19 protein-coding genes are annotated in these 19792 nt (G+C 43.4%); 6 read left to right on the top strand and 13 right to left on the bottom strand.

The features are described from left to right. Positions 1–33 precede the first annotated feature (33 nt). From WMZ97_RS05905 to WMZ97_RS05880, 6 genes are all read right to left on the bottom strand, one after another. On the bottom strand, positions 34–1176 hold the full coding sequence (locus WMZ97_RS05905; RefSeq protein WP_343271160.1) for an acyl-CoA dehydrogenase: 1143 nt from the start codon (positions 1174–1176) through the stop codon (positions 34–36). A gap of 35 nt (positions 1177–1211) precedes the next feature. Beyond that, complete coding sequence (locus WMZ97_RS05900; RefSeq protein WP_343271159.1) at positions 1212–2063, bottom strand: 3-hydroxybutyryl-CoA dehydrogenase; 852 nt, start codon at positions 2061–2063, stop codon at positions 1212–1214. Positions 2064–2261: 198 nt separating this feature from the next. Continuing rightward, on the bottom strand, positions 2262–3452 hold the full coding sequence (locus tag WMZ97_RS05895) for an acetyl-CoA C-acetyltransferase (RefSeq protein WP_343271158.1): 1191 nt from the start codon (positions 3450–3452) through the stop codon (positions 2262–2264). Between the two features lie 157 nt (positions 3453–3609). Continuing rightward, positions 3610–5715: a heterodisulfide reductase-related iron-sulfur binding cluster gene (locus tag WMZ97_RS05890; RefSeq protein ID WP_343271157.1), complete on the bottom strand. Its 2106-nt coding sequence runs from the start codon at positions 5713–5715 to the stop codon at positions 3610–3612. Positions 5716–6161: 446 nt separating this feature from the next. Next, complete coding sequence (argS, locus tag WMZ97_RS05885) at positions 6162–7829, bottom strand: arginine--tRNA ligase (protein ID WP_343271156.1); 1668 nt, start codon at positions 7827–7829, stop codon at positions 6162–6164. Positions 7830–7881: 52 nt separating this feature from the next. Then, positions 7882–8319, bottom strand: coding sequence for a DUF1934 domain-containing protein (locus WMZ97_RS05880; RefSeq protein ID WP_343271155.1), 438 nt, complete (start codon positions 8317–8319; stop codon positions 7882–7884). Positions 8320–8569: 250 nt separating this feature from the next. Here WMZ97_RS05880 and WMZ97_RS05875 point away from each other — a divergent pair, with 250 nt between their 5' ends. Further along, complete coding sequence (locus WMZ97_RS05875) at positions 8570–10612, top strand: transglycosylase domain-containing protein (RefSeq protein WP_343271154.1); 2043 nt, start codon at positions 8570–8572, stop codon at positions 10610–10612. 626 nt (positions 10613–11238) lie between these two features. Here WMZ97_RS05875 and WMZ97_RS05870 read toward each other — a convergent pair. The 3 genes from WMZ97_RS05870 to WMZ97_RS05860 form a co-directional block, all read right to left on the bottom strand. Beyond that, complete coding sequence (locus WMZ97_RS05870; protein ID WP_343271153.1) at positions 11239–11766, bottom strand: YwhD family protein; 528 nt, start codon at positions 11764–11766, stop codon at positions 11239–11241. Between the two features lie 86 nt (positions 11767–11852). Continuing rightward, complete coding sequence (locus WMZ97_RS05865; RefSeq protein ID WP_343271152.1) at positions 11853–12353, bottom strand: YwgA family protein; 501 nt, start codon at positions 12351–12353, stop codon at positions 11853–11855. Then, positions 12343–13656, bottom strand: a complete 1314-nt coding sequence (locus WMZ97_RS05860; protein WP_343271151.1) for an HD domain-containing protein — start codon at positions 13654–13656, stop codon at positions 12343–12345. The genes WMZ97_RS05865 and WMZ97_RS05860 overlap by 11 nt, the downstream gene beginning before the upstream one ends. Before the next feature lie 327 nt (positions 13657–13983). On the opposite strand from WMZ97_RS05860, the gene WMZ97_RS05855 reads away from it, so the two are divergent. Both WMZ97_RS05855 and WMZ97_RS05850 read left to right on the top strand, forming a co-directional pair. After that, positions 13984–14334, top strand: coding sequence for a hypothetical protein (locus WMZ97_RS05855; RefSeq protein ID WP_343271150.1), 351 nt, complete (start codon positions 13984–13986; stop codon positions 14332–14334). 35 nt (positions 14335–14369) lie between these two features. After that, positions 14370–15227, top strand: coding sequence for a lipoate--protein ligase family protein (locus WMZ97_RS05850; RefSeq protein ID WP_343271149.1), 858 nt, complete (start codon positions 14370–14372; stop codon positions 15225–15227). Between the two features lie 272 nt (positions 15228–15499). On the opposite strand, the gene pta is transcribed toward WMZ97_RS05850, so the two are convergent. Continuing rightward, a complete protein-coding gene (pta, locus tag WMZ97_RS05845; protein ID WP_343271148.1) occupies positions 15500–16468 on the bottom strand; it encodes a phosphate acetyltransferase in 969 nt (322 codons plus the stop codon). Positions 16469–16755: 287 nt separating this feature from the next. Between pta and hemQ the strand changes: the two genes are divergently transcribed. The 3 genes from hemQ (at position 16756) to WMZ97_RS05830 (ending at position 18805) form a co-directional block, all read left to right on the top strand. Further along, entirely contained in the window at positions 16756–17505 is a 750-nt protein-coding gene (gene hemQ, locus WMZ97_RS05840; RefSeq protein ID WP_343271147.1) for a hydrogen peroxide-dependent heme synthase, read from the top strand. A gap of 444 nt (positions 17506–17949) precedes the next feature. After that, positions 17950–18423 (top strand): spore coat protein GerQ, encoded by a 474-nt coding sequence (gene gerQ / locus WMZ97_RS05835; RefSeq protein WP_343271146.1) that lies wholly within the window; start codon positions 17950–17952, stop codon positions 18421–18423. A gap of 130 nt (positions 18424–18553) precedes the next feature. Continuing rightward, on the top strand, positions 18554–18805 hold the full coding sequence (locus WMZ97_RS05830) for a hypothetical protein (RefSeq protein ID WP_343271145.1): 252 nt from the start codon (positions 18554–18556) through the stop codon (positions 18803–18805). A gap of 26 nt (positions 18806–18831) precedes the next feature. On the opposite strand, the gene WMZ97_RS05825 is transcribed toward WMZ97_RS05830, so the two are convergent. The 3 genes from WMZ97_RS05825 to WMZ97_RS05815 form a co-directional block, all read right to left on the bottom strand. Further along, positions 18832–19200 (bottom strand): DUF423 domain-containing protein, encoded by a 369-nt coding sequence (locus tag WMZ97_RS05825; protein ID WP_343271144.1) that lies wholly within the window; start codon positions 19198–19200, stop codon positions 18832–18834. A 17-nt stretch (positions 19201–19217) separates the two neighbouring features. After that, complete coding sequence (locus WMZ97_RS05820) at positions 19218–19493, bottom strand: YwdI family protein (protein ID WP_343271143.1); 276 nt, start codon at positions 19491–19493, stop codon at positions 19218–19220. A gap of 130 nt (positions 19494–19623) precedes the next feature. Continuing rightward, positions 19624–19773: a hypothetical protein gene (locus WMZ97_RS05815; protein ID WP_343271142.1), complete on the bottom strand. Its 150-nt coding sequence runs from the start codon at positions 19771–19773 to the stop codon at positions 19624–19626. Between the last annotated feature and the right edge of the window lie 19 nt (positions 19774–19792).

The following is a 19792-nucleotide window of genomic DNA, read 5'->3' as shown; positions in this document are numbered from 1 at the left end:
TTGTTCATTTCCCCACTTATCTTCGTACTTCTCCTATTCCTGCAATAGCTGTCGGGCAATAACCATGTGTTGAATCTCATTTGTTCCTTCATAGATTTCCGTGATTTTGGCATCCCGAAATAATCGTTCGACGGGATAATCCTCGGTATATCCATAGCCTCCATATACCTGGACAGCTTCAATTGCTGTTTTCCTGGCCGTTCTGGATGCATACATTTTTGCCATGGATACTTCTTTGACACACGAGACATTGCGCTCAACTAAAGATGCAGCATGATAGACTAATAGTTTTGCTGCCTCTACCTCGGTTGCCATATCTGCAAGCTTAAAAGATAGTCCTTGAAGTTTTGCAATCGGACGCCCAAATTGTTCACGTGTCTGGGCATAGCTCACAGCGTAATTCAGCGCTGCTTCGGCTATTCCTAAGGCTTGTGCAGCGATTCCGATCCGGCCAACGTTCAGGTTTGCCATCGCAATGTTAAACCCATCGCCTTCCTTACCAAGCAGCTGTTCTCTTGGTATGACACACTGGTCAAAATTCAGTTGTACCGTATTCGATCCATGTAAGCCCATTTTTCGTTCCTTCTTACCGATAACCAGGCCAGGTGAATCTTTCTCGACAATAAAAGCACTAATCCCCTTTTTCCCTTGCTCATTACTCGTACGAGCGAACGTGATATATGTGTCTGCCTCACCGCCGTTGGTAATAAACATTTTCGAACCATTCAGGATATAAGTATCACCCGTTTTTTTGGCGGTTGTTTTCAAATTGGCTGCATCGGAACCAGAACCAGCTTCGGTCAAAGCAAACGCACCTAAATATTCTCCAGATGCAAGTTTCGGTAAATAATACTTTTTTTGTTCCTCATTGCCAAAATAGCGAATCGGATTAGTACCGACCGATGTATGAACCGATAAAATAACCCCAAGTGTAGCACTCACTTTTGATAGCTCATGGATGGCAATGATATACGAGGTAAAGTCCATTCCGCTCCCGCCGTATTCTTCGGGAATAGGCACACCCATTAAACCGAGCTTCCCCATTTTGGTAACCAGTTCCCGCGGAAAGCGGTCTTCTTTTTCCATTCGCATCACTTCGTTGGCAACCTCATTTTGCGCAAAGTCACGAACCATTTTCTGCATCATTTTCTGCTCTTGCGAAAAGTGTATCTTCATACACTACATCCCCCTTGTTTCTGTAGGTCGTGTTGTTAAGTATATTGGTAGAACCCACGTCCTGACTTTTTACCAAGCCATCCTGCATTGACGTATTTTCGGAGTAATGGACATGGACGGTATTTGCTGTCGCCAAATCCTTCATGCAGAACCTCCATGATATACAGGCAGGTATCCAGACCAATAAAATCCGCCAAGGTTAACGGACCCATCGGGTGATTCATACCAAGCTTCATCACCGTATCAATATCTTCTACAGAGGCAACCCCTTCATGTAGAGCAAACACCGCTTCGTTGATCATTGGCATTAAAATACGGTTTGCAGCAAATCCTGGTAAATCACTCACTTCAACCGATGTTTTGTCTAGCTGTTCAGCCATATTGGCAATCTGCTGATAGGTTTGATCACTTGTCTGCAGACCACGGATAATTTCGACCAGTTTCATCACTGGAACCGGATTCATAAAATGCATCCCAATGACCTGTTCCGGGCGATTGGTTGTTGCTGCAATTTCCGTGATTGGCAATGACGATGTATTCGTAGCTAAAATCGTGTGTGCTGGTGTCACTTTATCCAGTTCGCCAAATACCTTGGCTTTTACATCCATGTTTTCAACAACTGCTTCAATGACCAAGTCACAATTTGCAGCATCAGCTAGCGTTGTTGAAGCATGCAAGCGGTTTAGAGTTTGGGTTTTTTCCGTTTCGCTGATTCGTTGTTTATCGACTGCACGGATCAGCAGCGTTTCGATTGATTGTATTCCTTTTTCCAGCGCCTGTTCATTCATATCGTTTAAATAGACGTCAAAACCGGACTGGGCACAAACCTGGGCAATTCCTGATCCCATTTGTCCAGCACCGATGACCATTACTTTTTTTATTTCCATAAATAAGCCTCCTTTTGATGATAGCTATGTCTGTTGAGCTTAAACTTTAGTGCTTTTTTGTCAAACTTCAGCACAATCGGGTCGATTTTTAGCGATTGCTTATCATTCTTCAGCGCTTTCACATCATACTATAGCGATTATCCAAATGATGGAATATTCCATGGTACCGTGCTGCTGCCGGTGCCACCTTAAAATCGCTTAGCTGTTGCTTGGGACCTCTACTAATATCGCATCTCCTTGACCGCCGCCACTGCAAATGGCCGCAATTCCAAGGCCCCCGCCTCGACGTTTTAGCTCATGAATTAATGTCAAAATTATCCTGGCTCCACTTGCCCCGATTGGGTGTCCCAGTGCTACTGCTCCGCCATTAACATTTACCTTTTCAGGGTCAACGCCAGCAATTTTCCCGCTTGCCAATGACACTACCGCAAATGCTTCATTGATTTCGAACAGATCGATCTCCTCAATGGAATGTCCTGTTTTCTCTAACAATTTATTGATAACAAGTCCTGGTGTTTCCGGGAAATTTTCTGCTTCAACGGCTACCTCGGCATGACCAAGTACTGTAGCCATTGGTGATTTACCAAGACTGGCTGCCTTTTCGTCTGACATAACCACAAACGCACAAGCTCCATCATTCACCCCTGGTGCATTGCCGGCTGTTACCGTTCCATCAGAATCAAATGCCGGGCGCAATGCTGCCAGCTTTTCCATATTGGTATCCTTCCTTGGCGCCTCATCGGTATCCACCACAATTGGCTCTCCTTTGCGCTGTGGCACCTCTAATGAAACAATTTCCTCAGCAAACTTGCCATTTTCGATTGCTTTGACGGCTCGTTGATGGCTGCGATATGACCATTTATCCTGTTCATCACGTGTCAAACTGAATTTCTCCGCGGTGGAGTTTCCATAATTGCCCATATGAATTCCCCTGAACGAGCATGTCAGCCCATCATGTACCATCAGATCGACTACCTTCTTATCGCCCATCCGGTTGCCCCACCGTGCGTCTGGAAGATAGTACGGTGCATTGCTCATGCTTTCCATCCCTCCAGCAACGATGACATCTTCTTCGCCAAGCCGAATCAACTGATCTGCTAACGTAACACTGCGCAAACCCGAAGCGCATACTTTGTTAATCGTCTCCGTCTTTACATTCCAAGGGATTCCTGCTTCACGTGCGGCCTGTCTGGACGGAATTTGTCCTTGACCGCCTTGTAAAACGGTTCCCATTATCACTTCATCAATCTCTGTTTCTGCCAATCCAGCACGATCTAATGCGGCTCGAATTGACTTTCCGCCTAATTCCGAAGCGGTAAAGGACTTCAATGCTCCCCCAAATTTGCCAAATGGCGTTCTTGCACCTGAAACAATTACTGTTTTACGCATGTGAACCATTCCTTTCTTTAATATGTAAAGTGATTTCCAACATTGATAGCGCTTTCTAAAGTTGATTGAACGCTCGCTCAATATAGATCGTTTTTTGTAGAGGGAGGTTCTCCCCCCTCTACTATTCTACCATCATGAACGGCTGAATTAAAGCTAGTTAAGCAGTTTTCGATTCTTCCTCCACAAAGACGGATAGCGCAAGAATTTCTGCCACATCCATCGTGCTAATGTCTTCCTCTACTTCTTTTGCCTTCGTACCATCACTAAGCATTGTCAGGCAATACGGACAAGCGCTGGCAATCATAGATGGCTGAACCTCGATGGCTTGTTCCGTACGGGCAACGTTAATCCGGTTACCGGTTGTTTCTTCACTCCACATGAGGCCACCGCCGGCACCACAGCACATAGCATTTTCTTTACTGCGTTTCATTTCCACAAGCTCAAGTCCCGGAATGGAATGCAGAATCTCCCTCGGCGGATCATATACACCGTTGTAACGGCCTAGATAACAAGAATCATGATACGTCAAACGCTGATTGATTGCCTGCTTCGGCTTCAATTTTCCATTCATAACCAAATCGAATAACATTTGTGTATGATGGTATACTTCTGCTTCAAAGCCAAAGTCAGGGTATTCATTTTTAAATATATTATATGCGTGCGGATCAATGGTTACAATTTTCGTCACGCCATTTTTCTCGAATTCTTTAATATTCTTCTCGGCAATTTCCTGGAATAAGAATTCATTCCCGATTCGGCGTGCCGTATCACCGGAGTTTGCTTCTTTGTTTCCTAAGATTGCAAAGCTAATTCCTGCCTGATTCATTAATTTAGCAAATGCCAGGGCAATTTTTTGACTGCGGTTGTCATACGCCCCCATGGAGCTGACCCAGAATAAGTATTCAAAGGATTTATCTTCTTTTTTCAATTCTTTCATGGTTGGAATGTATACCGATTCATCCAGCTCACGCCATTTGATACGATCCTTCTTGGATAAGCCCCATGGATTACCTTGACGTTCAATATTCATTACCGCACGCTGGGCATCCGGATCCATTTTTCCTTCTGTCATGACGAGATAACGGCGTAAGTCAATAATCTTATCTACGTGCTCGTTCATTACCGGACAGGCATCTTCACAGTTCCGGCATGTTGTACAGGCAAACAGCTCTTCCTCGGTTATCACATCACCAATCAGATTCACACTTTCCATGCTCGCGGCTGCTTCAGATGTAGCGATTTGGTTCCCCTCTGTATTGGAAAATGCAAACGCAGGAACCCAAGGTGTTTTCCCAGTAATCGCTGCTCCTTTTTGTGTTAAGTGATCACGCATTTTAATCATCAAGTCCATCGGTGACAGCATTTTTCCTGTGCCTGATGCCGGACAGACATCGGTGCAGCGTCCACACTCCACACACGCATAAAAGTCAAGCATTTGATATTGCTCAAAATCCTCTACCTTACCGACCCCAAAGGAAATTTCCTCTTCATCCTCGGCAGCATCTTCATCGATATCAAAATCTAATTTCTTCAGTTTACCAGTAACACTCTTACTTAAAAATACATTAATTGGTGCTGCGATCAAATGTGCATGCTTGGATTGGGGAACATATACCAAGAAGGTCAAGATGGTAATGGCATGTACCCACCATGCAATATAAAATACAACCAACGCTGCAGTAGGTGACATCCAGCCGAAGCCCATTCCAATTAAACTAGCAACTGGTTCGGTCCATGTTGTTTCCGTTCCGTGCCAAATCTGTGCCATACCATTGCCGATTAAAACAGACAGCATTAATGTCCCAATAAAAATCAGAACCAACCCTGCTTTAAAGCCTCGTTTCAGACGGACGATTTTTTCAACATAGCGTCGGTGAAAACCAATGGCAACTGCAACTAGGATCATTAAGGTAACAAGCTCCTGAAAAAAGGTGAAACCAGGGTAGATCGGCCCGAACGGCAAATGTTTCCCAGGTGCCAGACCTTTCACAAACATATCAATTGCCCCAAATTGAACTAGGATAAATCCGTAGAACATCATGACGTGCATAATACCGGATTTCTTATCCTTCAATAGCTTTGATTGGCCAAAGACAATTTTGCCAATCCTTCGCAAGCGTTCCTTTACTTCCCCATCAAACTGCGATTTCTTTCCTAGTTTGATATAAGCTGTCCGCGTTGCTATGACTCTACCAAATAAATACAACCCGTACGCTACAACAACTATAAATAAAATCGCGTTCATCCATAAAAGCGTGTTCATTTTGCTCCCCCTTTGTCTATATCCAGTTCCAGCACCCAACAACTAGTGCTAATCGGGCACCTCCGCTTTTCTGAACTAAAAATGATACCGATTGCATTTTCCAGAATGTTCTTAAGTAATGACGACAACTTAAATGCTTATACTACTACTTTAATAGTGAATGATCATTCAGTCAATACATTTTTGAATATATGTGATAATTAGTACACTTATTACAACTTATATGTTCAGGATCCTAGTGCACGTGATGTCAGTTTTTTGTGTTTACTCGAGGACGACGATTGTGGTGTTTGAGTTTCATTTCCACCCGAACAGCAAAAAAGGGGGACAGGAGAACCGCTCGGGGGCTACTGAAAAAGCACCCTCCACGTTTTGGGTGCTTTTTCTACCGATTGAAGCGCGCGCTCTCCCGTTTCAGGCGTGTTCTCCCCCATCAATCATAATCCCTACATTTTCTCTGGTGCTGTTACGCCGATTAAACTTAAGCCGTTTGCAATGGTTATTCGTACGGCTTTCATTAATGCGACCCTGGCCTTGGAGCGTTCCGGATTTTCTGTATCGAGTACCTTTTCGGCATTGTAGAAGCTATGCAGCAGGGATGCCAGGTCAAAAATGTATTGCGTTACTTTATGTGGTGTTTCTTTTACCGCAGCATCCGCAATCATTTGCGGGAATTCTCCCAGTTTTTTCAGCAGATCAATTTCCTTTTCTGCGGTTAACAATCCTGCATCATACTGCTCGGCTACCAAGCCCTTTTCTTTGGCCTGCTTTAACATGGTACAGATCCGTGCATGGGCATACTGTACATAATAAACCGGGTTATCGTTTGATTGGGAACGAGCCAGGCTCAAATCAAAATCAAGCTGGGAATCATTGGAACGCATCACAAAGAAATAACGGACAGCATCAACACCAGCTTCTTCCATCAATTCCCGAAGTGCGACTGCGTTTCCAGTCCGCTTGCTCATCCGAATTTTTTCGCCGTTTTCAAACAGGTTAACCATTTGAATGATTTTTACCGCAAACTTTTCTTTCGCATATCCAAGCGCCTGAATTGCTGCACGCATCCTTGGAACATATCCATGGTGATCGGCACCCCATACGTTAATGATTTTATCAAATCCGCGTTCGAGCTTGTTCTGATGATACGCAATATCTGGTGTTAAATACGTATAGCTGCCATCTTGCTTAATTAACACACGATCCTTATCGTCCCCAAACGCAGTAGACCGAAACCATGTCGCCCCATCCTGTTCATAAATATAATCGCCCTGTTTCAGCGTGGCAATGGCGTCGGTGATTTTGTCTGCTTTATACAAGGACCGTTCTGAAAACCAGCTGTCAAAATGGACACGAAAATCGGTCAAATCCTTTTTCAGCTTATTCATTTCGTATTCCAGCCCGTATTCTTTGAAAAAGGCCAAACGTTCTTTTCGGTCAGCATTCACCCATTTGTTGCCATCCTTTTTAGCAAGCTCTTGACCAATCCCGATTATATCCGGACCATGGTATCCGTCTTCCGGCATCGCTGCATCGATGTCCAATGCTTGTAAATAGCGGGCTTCAACAGATAATGCCAAATTATCGATTTGATTACCGGCGTCATTCATATAATACTCCCGTTGCACTTGATAGCCTGCCGCATCCAATACGTTGCAAAGTACATCGCCAAAGGCAGCCCCTCGCGCATGACCAAGATGCAAATCACCTGTTGGGTTAACGGAGACAAACTCCACCTGAACCTTCTCTCCCTGACCAGCATCGGTTCTGCCATAATTATCATCCGCTTGTAAAATGGCAGGGATGATGTCGCCAAACAGATCATTTTTCGTAAAAAAGTTAATGAATCCAGGACCAGCGATCTCCACTTTTTCAATGGTTGCTTTGGTTTGGTCCAAATTTGCGACAATAACCTCGGCGATTTGCCTTGGTGCTTTTTTAGCGATACGTGCAAGCTGCATCGCGATGTTTGATGCGAAATCTCCGTGCTCCTTATCTTTTGGCTTCTCTAGTACTATTTGCGGTAATTCCTCCCTGGCTGCCAAATTAGCCCGGACGATCGCTTCGGTGATTTCATGTTTTAACGTTTCCTCAATTTGTGTTAATACGTTCATTAAGAGTCCTCCTCATTCACAGTAGAATATATCCATTTACTAACAATTGTGTTTAGTGTGTGTTGCTTATTGTCAACGTTAACTGATGCTCTCTTGGATCCTGCCCATTCAGCCTAACTAGATATGCAATCGTTAATTTTCCCGGTGTTGCTGCATCGAATGGGCGGTAATCAATCGCCTTGGCATACGTTTCCATATGGATGGCGCCATATGCATGCTGAAACACAGACTCAGATGTTTGCTCCAGGTGAAATTGCTGATGCATGTTGACGGCCCCTGACCGTTTAATACTTACCTTATCCGGTTGAATCGTCAGCATGTTTTTTATCATTCCATCGGTATCTGTCGCCTGTTCTTCATAAGTAAGAACATCCTTCGTGTTTTGGTTATATAAATAGCCGGTTGTTTTGGTTGTGGTTTCTTCCATCTGTCCATGATCATGAATACTTATTTGCAGCTTAATCGCAACGCGGCTTCGATCTGCTTCCATTTTATCGCTCCTGCTTGTTCCTAAGATATCTACTAATTATAGCGATAATTGGCAGTGAATTTCAATCGTAAGCTCTAAATTTAACCTGGTTAGTGCACATAACTTTGATTTCACGACAATATTTCGGCAAAATTTGCGTAAAGAATCGTAATCGTTGACGAAAAAGTGTGCATATTTGTTCATGGTGTTTAATTTTGCTGATCTTTTCCCATAATGGTGATAATCTAATTCAACTATTGGAGCTAAAATAATGAGCTGGCTAAAAAATCGTTTTTACATAAAATTACTAGCGGGATTGCTTTTATCGGTTGGACTATTGATAGCTGGTGTGTACCTGGTCAGTTATCTGCTTGGACCACCACAGCTTACCCCACAGCAAAACACCGTATACTATAGTCGTGATGGGGACGTCATCGGGAAAGAGAGCGGTAATAGAAGTGAGGATTGGGTTGACTTAGATGACATCTCTGATGAATTAATCCAGGCTACTATTCTGGCTGAGGATCAACACTTTTATAAGCATCACGGCTTTGATGTCCCACGAATTGCAGGAGCCGTATGGGCAGATGTGAAAACGATGTCGTTAAAAGAAGGTGCCAGCACCCTGACACAGCAATATGCTCGTAATCTATATTTATCCTTTGAAAAAACATGGACAAGAAAATTGCGGGAAGCTTTTTACACGATTCGCTTGGAAATGTTCTATTCCAAGGATGAGATTTTAGAAGGGTATTTAAACACCATTTATTATGGCCATGGGGCATATGGTGTCGAGGATGCAAGTAACTACTATTTCAATAAATCGGCAAAAGACCTATCGCTTGCTGAAGCGGCTATGCTTGCTGGCATTCCTAAAGGGCCAACCTATTACTCCCCATACAATAACATGGAAAACGCCAAAAAACGGCAAACATGGATATTAGGGTTATTACGGGACAAGCAGGTGATTAGTGATGATGCTTATGCACGAGCTGTTAACGAGGAGCTTGCTTTTACCAAACCTGTAGAGCAAAAAGAAGACGAGAAAGCTCCCTATTTTCAGGATGCAGTGTTACAGGAAGCAGCAAATATCTTAGATCTTGATGAAGAAAAGGTGCGTTCCGGCGGCTACCAAATCCATACCACACTGGATACGGATAAACAGGAGAAGTTAAAAGAAAATATTACTAACGTGTTTGATGATGATAGTGAACTTCAGGTTGGAGCTATTGCAATGGATCCGAATGACGGAGCTATTCTGGCATTGGTTGGCGGGCGCGACTATCAAGACAGTTCCTTTAATCGGGCACTAAAAGCAAAACGAATGCCCGGGTCTGCTTTTAAGCCCTTTCTTTACTATGCTGCCTTAAAGAACGGCTACACACCAGCCACCATGCTAACGAGTAAGCCAACTGTGTTCAAATTGGCCGATGGAGCAAAATACCAACCAAACAATTTTAATGGCTACTATGCCAATAAACCCATCACCCTTGCTCAGGCACTAGCCTTATCCGACAATATTTATGCCGTTAAAACGAATCTATACTTAGGGGTGGACAAACTGATCCATACAGCGAGGGAATTCGGAATAACCAGCAAGTTGCCTAAAGTGCCGTCACTCGCCTTGGGGACTGCTACAACAACGGTCAATGAGATGGTCACCGGATACGGGATGATGGCCAATGGCGGTCACGAAATTACCGATCATACTGTGGAAAAAATTGTTGATCGCAACGACAAGGTTCTATATACCCGGGATGACACTAGCGGGGAACAAATTCTCGATCCGCAACAAACGTTCATTTTAACCCAGCTGATGACGGGAATGTTTGACCGCTCGCTGGATGGCTATATGGCTGTAACCGGGTCAACGGTCGCTAATCAGCTGTCACGCCCCTATGCCGGAAAGTCAGGGACAACCGATTCGGACAGCTGGATGATCGGGTACAGTCCTGATCTTGTTACAGGCGTCTGGTCGGGGTATGATGACAATCGCCACATGGAAAAGGTAAAGGAGACCGCCTATGCCAAGGATGTCTGGGCGCGATTTATGGAGGATGCCCATCGCGGGACAGCCCCGCATAAATTTGCTGCACCGCCAGGAATTGTTGCCGTCCGCATTGATCCGGAATCAGGTAAACGCGCAACACGCTACTGCGACCACAGCCGGGTTATGTATTTTAAAAAAGGGACGGAACCAACCGAATATTGTACTACCCACTTGCCAAATGACAATTCTGGCGGCAAAAAGCGTCAACAGTCCGACCAAGAGAAGAAGGGACCACTTAGGAAATTGTTTGATATGCTGTTTTAAATGGGCTGAGAAAGTTTGGCGCTCTTCGGTCGATGTGTCCTGTTTTTCGGTTGATGTTCGCCCAATCCGGTTGATGGTTTCCGCTTTTCGGTCGATGTTCGCCGATCCGGTTGATGTTTCCGCTTTTCGGTCGATGTTCGCCCGATCCGGTTGATGGTTTCCGCTTTTCGGTCGATGTTCGCCCGATCCGGTTGATGGTTTCCGCTTTTCGGTCGATGTTCGCCGATCCGGTTGATGGTTTCCGCTTTTCGGTCGATGTTCGCCCGATCCGGTTGATGTTTCCGCTTTTCGGTCGATGTTCGCCCGATCCGGTTGATGTTTCCGCTTTTCGGTCGATGTTCGCCGATCCGGTTGATGTTTCCGCTTTTCGGTTGATGTTCGCCCGATCCGGTTGATGTTTCCGCTTTTCGGTCGATGTTCGCCCGATCCGGTTGATATCTGCTTTTCTTGATACAAATCTCTAAAGATAACTGCTTAATGATTAAAAAAACGGCTGACTCATATACGAGTCAGCCGTTTTTTTGTCCTAGTAATACATGAGTTAAGCCCATGTATACATATTTTACAAATTAAAGTCGTAAAGCACAAGATTTTCAGCAATTGTTCATGATTCGTTCACAAATTGTTCACGATTCTGGGAGAACCTGCTTCAATTCATCTGTTGCATTTTTCCACATTTCCCCTTCTTTAAAGTCCACTAAAAAATCGCGCAGTAATTTTTTCGAATGGTCATCCATATGTTCGAGCATTATTTTTCCTTTTAATGACTTTTCCATATGGGTAACATGCTCAGGCATGGATTTATACGCGCGTTTTATCGAACGGTCGACACGGATTTCACTGCCACACACACCGGAAAAATAGGGACCATTCTCTCCTTTTTCAACTGTTACCCATACAATCCAGTACAATTTACCATTTGGAACAGAATCTTTATCCGGCAGAAATTTCACACGACGCTCCACCTCACTGCGCCCATGCATGGCACCCATATCGACAAAAGCTCGATCCTCAGTCGGATCAATAATTACCGGGGACATATTTTCCAGGCTGATCGTTCCAGCACCAAAACCTCTATCCCCGTCAAGTGGGTCATCTTTTATAATAGTGAATGGATTACTTTTCTTATTGTTAGAAGATTGTTCAGAACTCATTTTAGAACCTCCTTTATTACTGTTGGCACTATTGTAGCACAGATGATTGCCCATTTTCACGTCAGCGGAGTTCCTCTTGAGCTTGCCTATCCATGTTCTTGAAGTGAGTCAATCAATATCCAGGCGTCACTTATTTCCTGTTGTGTATAGTTTTGCTTCGGTTTGACGGCATGTACTTTTTCTACCACTTGCCCACGAGGTAAATCATCGAAATACAACATAGTTGCAACCAATTCTAAAAACCGCGAGCTTTTCGTTTTTAACTGCTCCACCTTAGCGGCAAAATCAGGCATATGTAAGTCAAATTGATGGAGAAACTCCAGACCATCTGCCGTAATTTGATAATGATATTGATAATAATTGCTTTTTTCCTCTTTTTCCTCAGATACAAATCCCAGGTTTGTCAATTCTTCCATACGTAACGATAATTCCTCAGAGTATGGTCCGTAAAAATGGAATTGATACTTTTCTTCAAATGGCACATGATTTTTTTGCAATATATAAATCATTTTCTGCAGCTTTTTGCGGCCTGTAACGTCTTTTGCGATTGAAAAAAAATGCATTAGTTTTGCATGATCAGTTAACATGTTTTTTCGCTCCCCCATACAAAAGTTCCTCTATTCGTTGTTTCATCTGATCGTTATTAATATCACGCAGTATATCCGCTGGGAAATACAGCTTATGGTCAGTCCGTTTTTTTCCGGAAATGGACTCGACAATATCTGACTCCCGTGACAGCTCCCGGAGCTCATGATTTGGCATAAGCAAATGAATGGGCAGGCGCTCTTCTTCCTCCCCCGGCCGATAAAAATCGTATGGCAAATCGGATGATGAATCCACCACGAGATAGTATTCCGGGTCAATTCCTGCTTCCTGAAATAAACGATGCAATTCCATCCATTCTTTCATTTGCAGGTTTGGGTTGAATTCCACGTATTTAAACAAGCGCCGATTCATAAATCGTTCACATAAATCGCTTAATATCGCATCATCTTCCTCTTGCCAAAGCTGAAAATAATAAAACACAATCGCCTCGTCAAGTTTTAGATATTCTTCCAGTGCCGGTTTTTTGTTGAAAAATGATATAAAATGTGTTGGTTTAAGCTTGAATTGGTAGTCATTTTCGAACAAGTATTTTGCCCGGTGCAGTATTTTCGATAGAATCACTTCCGCACTGCGGGTTACTGGATGAAAGTAGACTTGCCAATACATTTGATAGCGGCTCATAATATAGTCCTCCACCGCATGCATTCCGCTTGATTTGATCACAACCTGATCATCAAGCGGCCGCATCACCCTTAATATTCGTTCCATATCAAAATGGCCATAGCTTACTCCCGTAAAATAAGCGTCCCGCTGTAAGTAATCCATACGGTCCGCATCAATTTGGCTGGAAATCAGACTGACAACTAATTTATCTTCATATGTTTTCGCAATCACATCAGCGACCTTTTGGGAGAACCCTTCCTCCACTTGTTCCAAAATTGTATGTATCCGGGTATTACCAAGAATGATCTGCTGGGTAAAATCCTCATGGTCCAATTTAAATACCTTTTCAAAGGAATGGGAAAAGGGTCCATGCCCTAAATCATGGAGCAGAGCCGCACACAGGCAAAGCAGGCGTTCATCATTATTCCATTGTGGCTGGTCCTGGAAGTTAAAAATGATCCGCCGAACGATTTCATACACACCCAATGAATGATTGAAACGACTATGTTCTGCCCCGTGAAAGGTTAAATTAGTTGTTCCCAGTTGCTTAATCCGGCGCAGCCGCTGAAATTCCGGCGCTGCAATCAAATCCCAAATAACTCGGTCTTTTACATGCACATAACGGTGTACCGGATCTTTAAACACCTTTTCTTCATCCAGTTGTTCTTCCTTATACATCATAATGACACAACCCGTTTCTTTTCGACAGTTTTGTTATATTATATAATAGAAAGCGAAAGTTAAAAAGGGGTACTCGAGATTTTGAGCTTTATTTTAGACTCTTGACCAAAGTTATGGTGGATAACTTAATGTGATTTTGAGATAGACGACCGTTTCGGAAAAAACACGACGCTTTTCGTGGGCTTGTCCTCAGCCTCCTTGCCCATTCATAGGGGTATGCCGACGTTAGCCGTAAAGGCCGTTTTTAATCGCCCCTCCTGTAACAGAGCACTTTTTCTGTGGGATCTTCACACTGCGAAATTCGAGATCACTGAAAAAGTACCTTCTTTGGAAGAAAACGGGCTGGGACGTGCGAGAACAAATTCGAAACGTACGAGAGCAGGCCCGAAACGTGCGGGATCAAGTTCAAAACGTGCGACAGCAGGACCGAAACGTGCGGGATCAAGTTCGAAACGTGCGACAGCAGGACTGAAACGTGCGAGAGCAGACCCGAAACGTGCGGCAGCAAGCCCGAAACGTGCGACAGCAGGACCGAAACGTGCGACAGCAGGACCGAAACGTGCGGGATCAAGTTCGAAACGTGCGGGATGCAAAAGTTTCAAATCGAATCTACTTCACTTTTTCAGCAGTCTCGCGAAATTCCCATTGTTATTCATTAATTTCAACCATAGATTTTAGTGTCGACCCTTATTTTACGATTGAAGGAGAAGAGGATGAAAAATTGGCAAGACATCATTCATCACAAGACTTTTCGGTATATTGATCAGTCAAATCAATCCTATATTCAGCATGTGCCTGTTTCTGCTATTGTATCATTTGCCATTGATGACGCATTGGCCACATCGGTCAGTGAGGGTAATTCACCACCGTCTGTACGATTATGGGTGCATCCGCGGACTATTGTGCTAGGAATTCCTGACGCCCGCTTGCCTTTTATCGAACAAGGAATTACACAGTTGCAGCAACGCGGATATCAAGTGGTCGTACGTAATTCTGGGGGGCTTGCCGTTGCATTGGATGAAGGGGTTCTGAATATATCACTTGTATTGCCCGGCGTGAAACATATTTCGATTAATGAATGCTATGAGGCAATGGTCAGCTTTGTCCAATTTATGCTGCGGGATAAGAGCCGTGTGATTGAAGCGTATGAAATCAAAGGGTCCTACTGCCCAGGCGACTACGACCTAAGTATTGACGGCCGCAAATTTGCTGGTATTTCTCAACGGAGAATTAAAGATGGAGCTGCTATCCAAATTTATCTGGATGTAAATGGGGACAGCTATAATCGTGCTTCTGTCATCCGTGACTTTTACAATATTAGCTTGCAAGGAGCAGAAACAAAGTTTACGTACCCATCTGTTCAGCCGGAAACGATGGCATCCCTGTCTGAGCTTTTACATGAGCAGCTAACAATGACCGAGATGAAAAAGCGTGTGCTTACCGCTTTGCGCACATTATGTGAAGAAGTTGTGTTTACCGACTTCTCAGATAGCGAACTGACAACATTTCAAAAGCGACTCCAGCAAATGAAAGAGCGTAATGCTTTTATTGCGGAAATAACAAAGACGTAAGTGCGTGACAGCCGGTTGAGAAGCCGTTTCGGGATTTATTCCGAAACGGGCCGGACTCAGCTCAAATCAGCCAGGCTCGAAAGTGTCTATATTCTGTGTACATGAATTTTCTTTCGTGGCTTCATCAAGGCGATGAGGCCACGAAAGATGATTTCCCGCCTTCGTGACCTCATCTGGACACAGCCTACTAAAGTGGGAGTTTTCCGAATGAATTAGTTTCACCATTTCAATAACTAACCCCGTCCTCGGGTGCACACTTTACATAACCCCGGTTAGGACTGTGCTGCAGTGATTAGAGCAAGGTGGTAAACATCGTCACTGCTACAGCCGCGGGATAAATCATTAACTGGCTGGTTTAATCCTTGTAAAATTGGACCGACTGCTTCAAACCCGCCGAGGCGTTGGGCGATTTTGTAACCGATGTTTCCTGCTTCCAAACTTGGGAAGATAAATACATTTGCGTTTCCTGCCAAGACAGAATCCGGTGCCTTCTTTTGGGCTACACTTGGAACAAAGGCCGCATCAAATTGAAATTCCCCATCGATTAACAGATTCGGGTCTTTTTCCTTTGCCAATCGGAGCGCTTCAACCACCTTTTCTGTTTCCGCTGATTTAGCTGAACCTTTTGTTGAAAAGCTCAACATGGCAATACGCGGATCTATATCAAATAATTGGGCAGTTGTACCACTTTCAACGGCAATTTCTGCTAGATCCTGACTATCTGGAGCAATATTGATGGCACAATCAGCAAATACATATTTCTCTTCGCCACGCACCATGATGAATACACCGGACGTTTTCCTGATGCCTGCTTTCGTTTTAATAATTTGCAATGCTGGTCGAACCGTCTCCGCTGTTGAATGTACCGCTCCACTTACTAATCCATCAGCCTGATTCATGTACACCAGCATGGTACCAAAATAATTTTCGTCCTGTAAGATTTTCTGTGCCTCTTCTGTTGTTACTTTCCCATTCCGACGTTCAACAAACGTCTCTACCATCAATTGAAATTCTGGAAATTCCGCTGGGTCGACGATAGTGCAGGAAGAGACATCCACACCAATTTCTTCCGCTTTATGTTTAATACTTATCCTATTTCCGATTAAAACAGGTGTCAACGTTCCTGCTGCACCAAGCTTGCTGCAAGCTTCCAGCACCCGTTCATCCATCGCTTCCGGGAATACGATATGCTTATCTTGATTGGCGATGTTGCTTTCCATTGTTTCGAATAAACTGCTCACTTATTACCCTTCCTCTCTTAACGCTTGAACAAATTTTATTACATTCCCTGATCAAAAACCAAGCATCTTCATCTACTCAAAATGATAAGCTTTTTTAGACAGTAATGAAAGAAATTCCATCCATGAACCACGGCTTTTCACACATTTGCCATGAACTATTCACAATTACGTGACAATCTTTACGATCAAACCTAATTACAAAGCCATTCTCCATGATTATCATTCCCAAATTGTGATATAGTAAAAACGTTAGCAAGATTATTGATCGTAATAAAAGGAGCGATAGAATGGTTGAAGCAGTAGAAACAGCAGACGGATGGTATTCCTTGCATGATCTCAGAAGTATCGACTGGACTTCTTGGAAGATGGCTTCAAGCGAGGAACGAGAAGCGGCCATTAATGAATTTGAACAGTTGCTGGCAAAATGGGAGGCTGTGGAAGAAGCAAAAAATGGAAGTCATGTCCTCTACACAGTCGTTGGCCAAAAAGCCGATATCATGTTCATGTTTCTTCGTCCAACAATGGAGGAATTGAACGAATTAGAAACAGAATTTAATAAATCAAAATTTGCCGAGTATCTCAGACCGGCTTATTCCTTCGTCTCCGTGGTCGAGATTTCCAAGTACTCGGAACCCAAAGAAGGAGCACCGCTCGAATCCTATCCTAAAATCCAGGAACGGTTAAAACCGACTTTGCCAAAATGGGAGCATATGTGTTTTTACCCTATGGATAAGCGCCGTCAAGGAGAAGATAACTGGTATAACACAGAAAAAGATGTCCGAGCGAAATTGCTCTATGAACATAGTAAGACCGGACGCAAATATGCTGGCAAGGTGAAACAAATTATCACCGGATCATTTGGTTTTGACGATTGGGAGTGGGGAGTAACCTTATTTGCCCATGACGTTCTTCAATTCAAGAAAATCGTATATGAAATGCGGTTTGACGAAGTAAGTTCGCGTTTTGGCGAATTTGGCGAGTTTTTCGTTGGCAACCATCTGCCAAAAGAAAAGATACCAGCATTCTTACACGTGTAAATCAACAAGTAAAAGGGGGCCTTCTGTTTTATGCAGGAAGCCCCCTTTCGTGTACCAGTAAACAAAGGTTGATTCGGAACTAAAAACAGGGCTAAACCGATCATTTAGCCTTCTTGCCCATCGTCCTCGCACGCGCTCCCGTTTTGGCCTCTTATACTTCGTAATTACCTTTTTCTTTGTATACCCAGGAGTTCCCCCCGGAAGAAAAAGGCGAGAACTGCTTCCGTTAGTCATACCCCGGCTAAAAATTTCATACACATCATTAAAGAGCCTAGCATAAGGATATACAGAAATGGAGGTGTGCATCTGACTATTTTTTCTTAAACATAATAGTTATAAACCAACGTACTTCACAGGCACTGTGGTCAATAGAATACGAGTGCGACAGATCCCCTTGTATTTCTTCATACAACGGATCAAAAATTTTTTAGTGGAGGTTTTTTTATGAGTGAACAACAATATTATACGAACCAAATGTATCCATATTATTACCCATACCAAGCCTATTATCCAGCATATGACTATCAGGCGCTAAACCGGCAACAACAGCAATATCCACAGGCAGATACACAAATGCCTCAAGCAACACAACAAATGCCACAAACGAATGGAACAACAGGAATGCTGCCACCACAAGAATCCTATATTGAAAACATATTACGACTCAACAAAGGAAAAATCGCAACTGTTTACATGACGTTTGAAAATAGTTCAGGCGGTGGGAATGAGCAGGTTTTCAAGGGTGAAATTCTGGCAGCCGGACGAGATCACATTATCCTAAGTGATCCCGAAACTGGTATGCGTTATTTGCTATTAATGGTTTATTTGGATTACATTACATTCGATGAACCAATTAATTATCAGTATCCATTTTCTGGAGCAGCTGGACCCAACCTTGTACAATATCCACCAAGATAATGTCTCCGCCAAATAAGACACCTGTATGGGAAGAAACTGCATTCATACAACGGTTTATCTTTCCATACAGGTATATTCTTAACAAACCGCTTACCAGGAAAACTGTGAACGCCAAAAGGAGTGTATTGTTATGCGGCATCCATATGAAAAATTCATGAAAATCGAGTTATTCGCTATTATCGCCGCAATCATTGTTGGTGTCTTTGCGCTTATCAAAGGCTTTGTCTTAGTGATCACCCTTGCCCTATACATCATTGCCTTTAGTATGTTTAGCGGGGCAATTGTGGAATGGAACACACAACAGACACAACAAGCAGGCAAGCATATGGCGCAAGCAGCGTTATTGTTTATTCTCACAACCTATATGATCTTTCATTTATAAACCTATATTTACGTTAAAACCTGTTTTTATACGTGTTTCACAATAGCATATCCGAGTAACACCCAGCCGATTAAAAATGCCACTCCCCCAAGAGGTGTGATCATCGCAAACGTTTTAATCTCCGATGTAGCATAAATATACAAACTCCCGGAAAATAGCACAATCCCAATAAAGAATAACCAGCCTGCCCACATCAGTCCACCTGTTTGAATTTTACTGATTACCAGTCCGGTTACCAATAATGCCATCGTATGAAACATTTGATAATTGACCGCTTTTTCCCATATCCCTAGGGACTTTTCAGTAACCTTCCCCTCTAGTCCATGCGCTCCAAAGGCACCTAAAGCCACTGCCAAAAATCCATTGATGGCACCAAGCACTAAAAATAATTTCATATCCATTCATCCTCTCATTAGAAGTCGAAAATTGATTTCCCATTTGCATCATCATGATCAAGTGTTGGCTGCTTTGCTGGCGGATGCACTGTTCCCGTCATTGCCTTCATCTCATCAGCTGATATTTCATCACGCGTTACAGTTGGCAATTCATTACCTTCCAGCAACAGCTCACATAGCAAGCTGACATTTGCGACATGTTTGAGCATTTCCTGATGGTTTGCTTGTTTTTCGTTTGCCTGCTGCGCTTCCTTGATCATCTTTTGAAGTACGGTACGATCTGTTACTGCCATATTCTAACCGCTCCTTTAATCAAACTTGATTCATTATAACATGTGGAACTGCGGTGGTCTTCTGATTGCAATCACCACCATATATTTTTATCCATTTAAAAAAGCCTTGGAATTCCCAAGACCTTTTCCCCTATTTACTTATGACGAAATTGTTGTCATCCCGCATCTCTTCTTTTTTATAGCGGTCATAAACCCATCGCAAGAATTCTATTTCACGTTCCTGCAATGGTCTGCCAAGCTTCTCCTGTGTATCCTCTACTACATGTAAAAAGCTTTCCATTACGCCATATCCCCCTAAG

Origin of the sequence: Lentibacillus songyuanensis, assembly GCF_039548255.1 — a bacterium.
Classification (GTDB): Bacteria; Bacillota; Bacilli; order Bacillales; family Amphibacillaceae; genus Lentibacillus_C; species Lentibacillus_C songyuanensis.
This window is presented reverse-complemented; position numbering and strand designations above follow the sequence as displayed.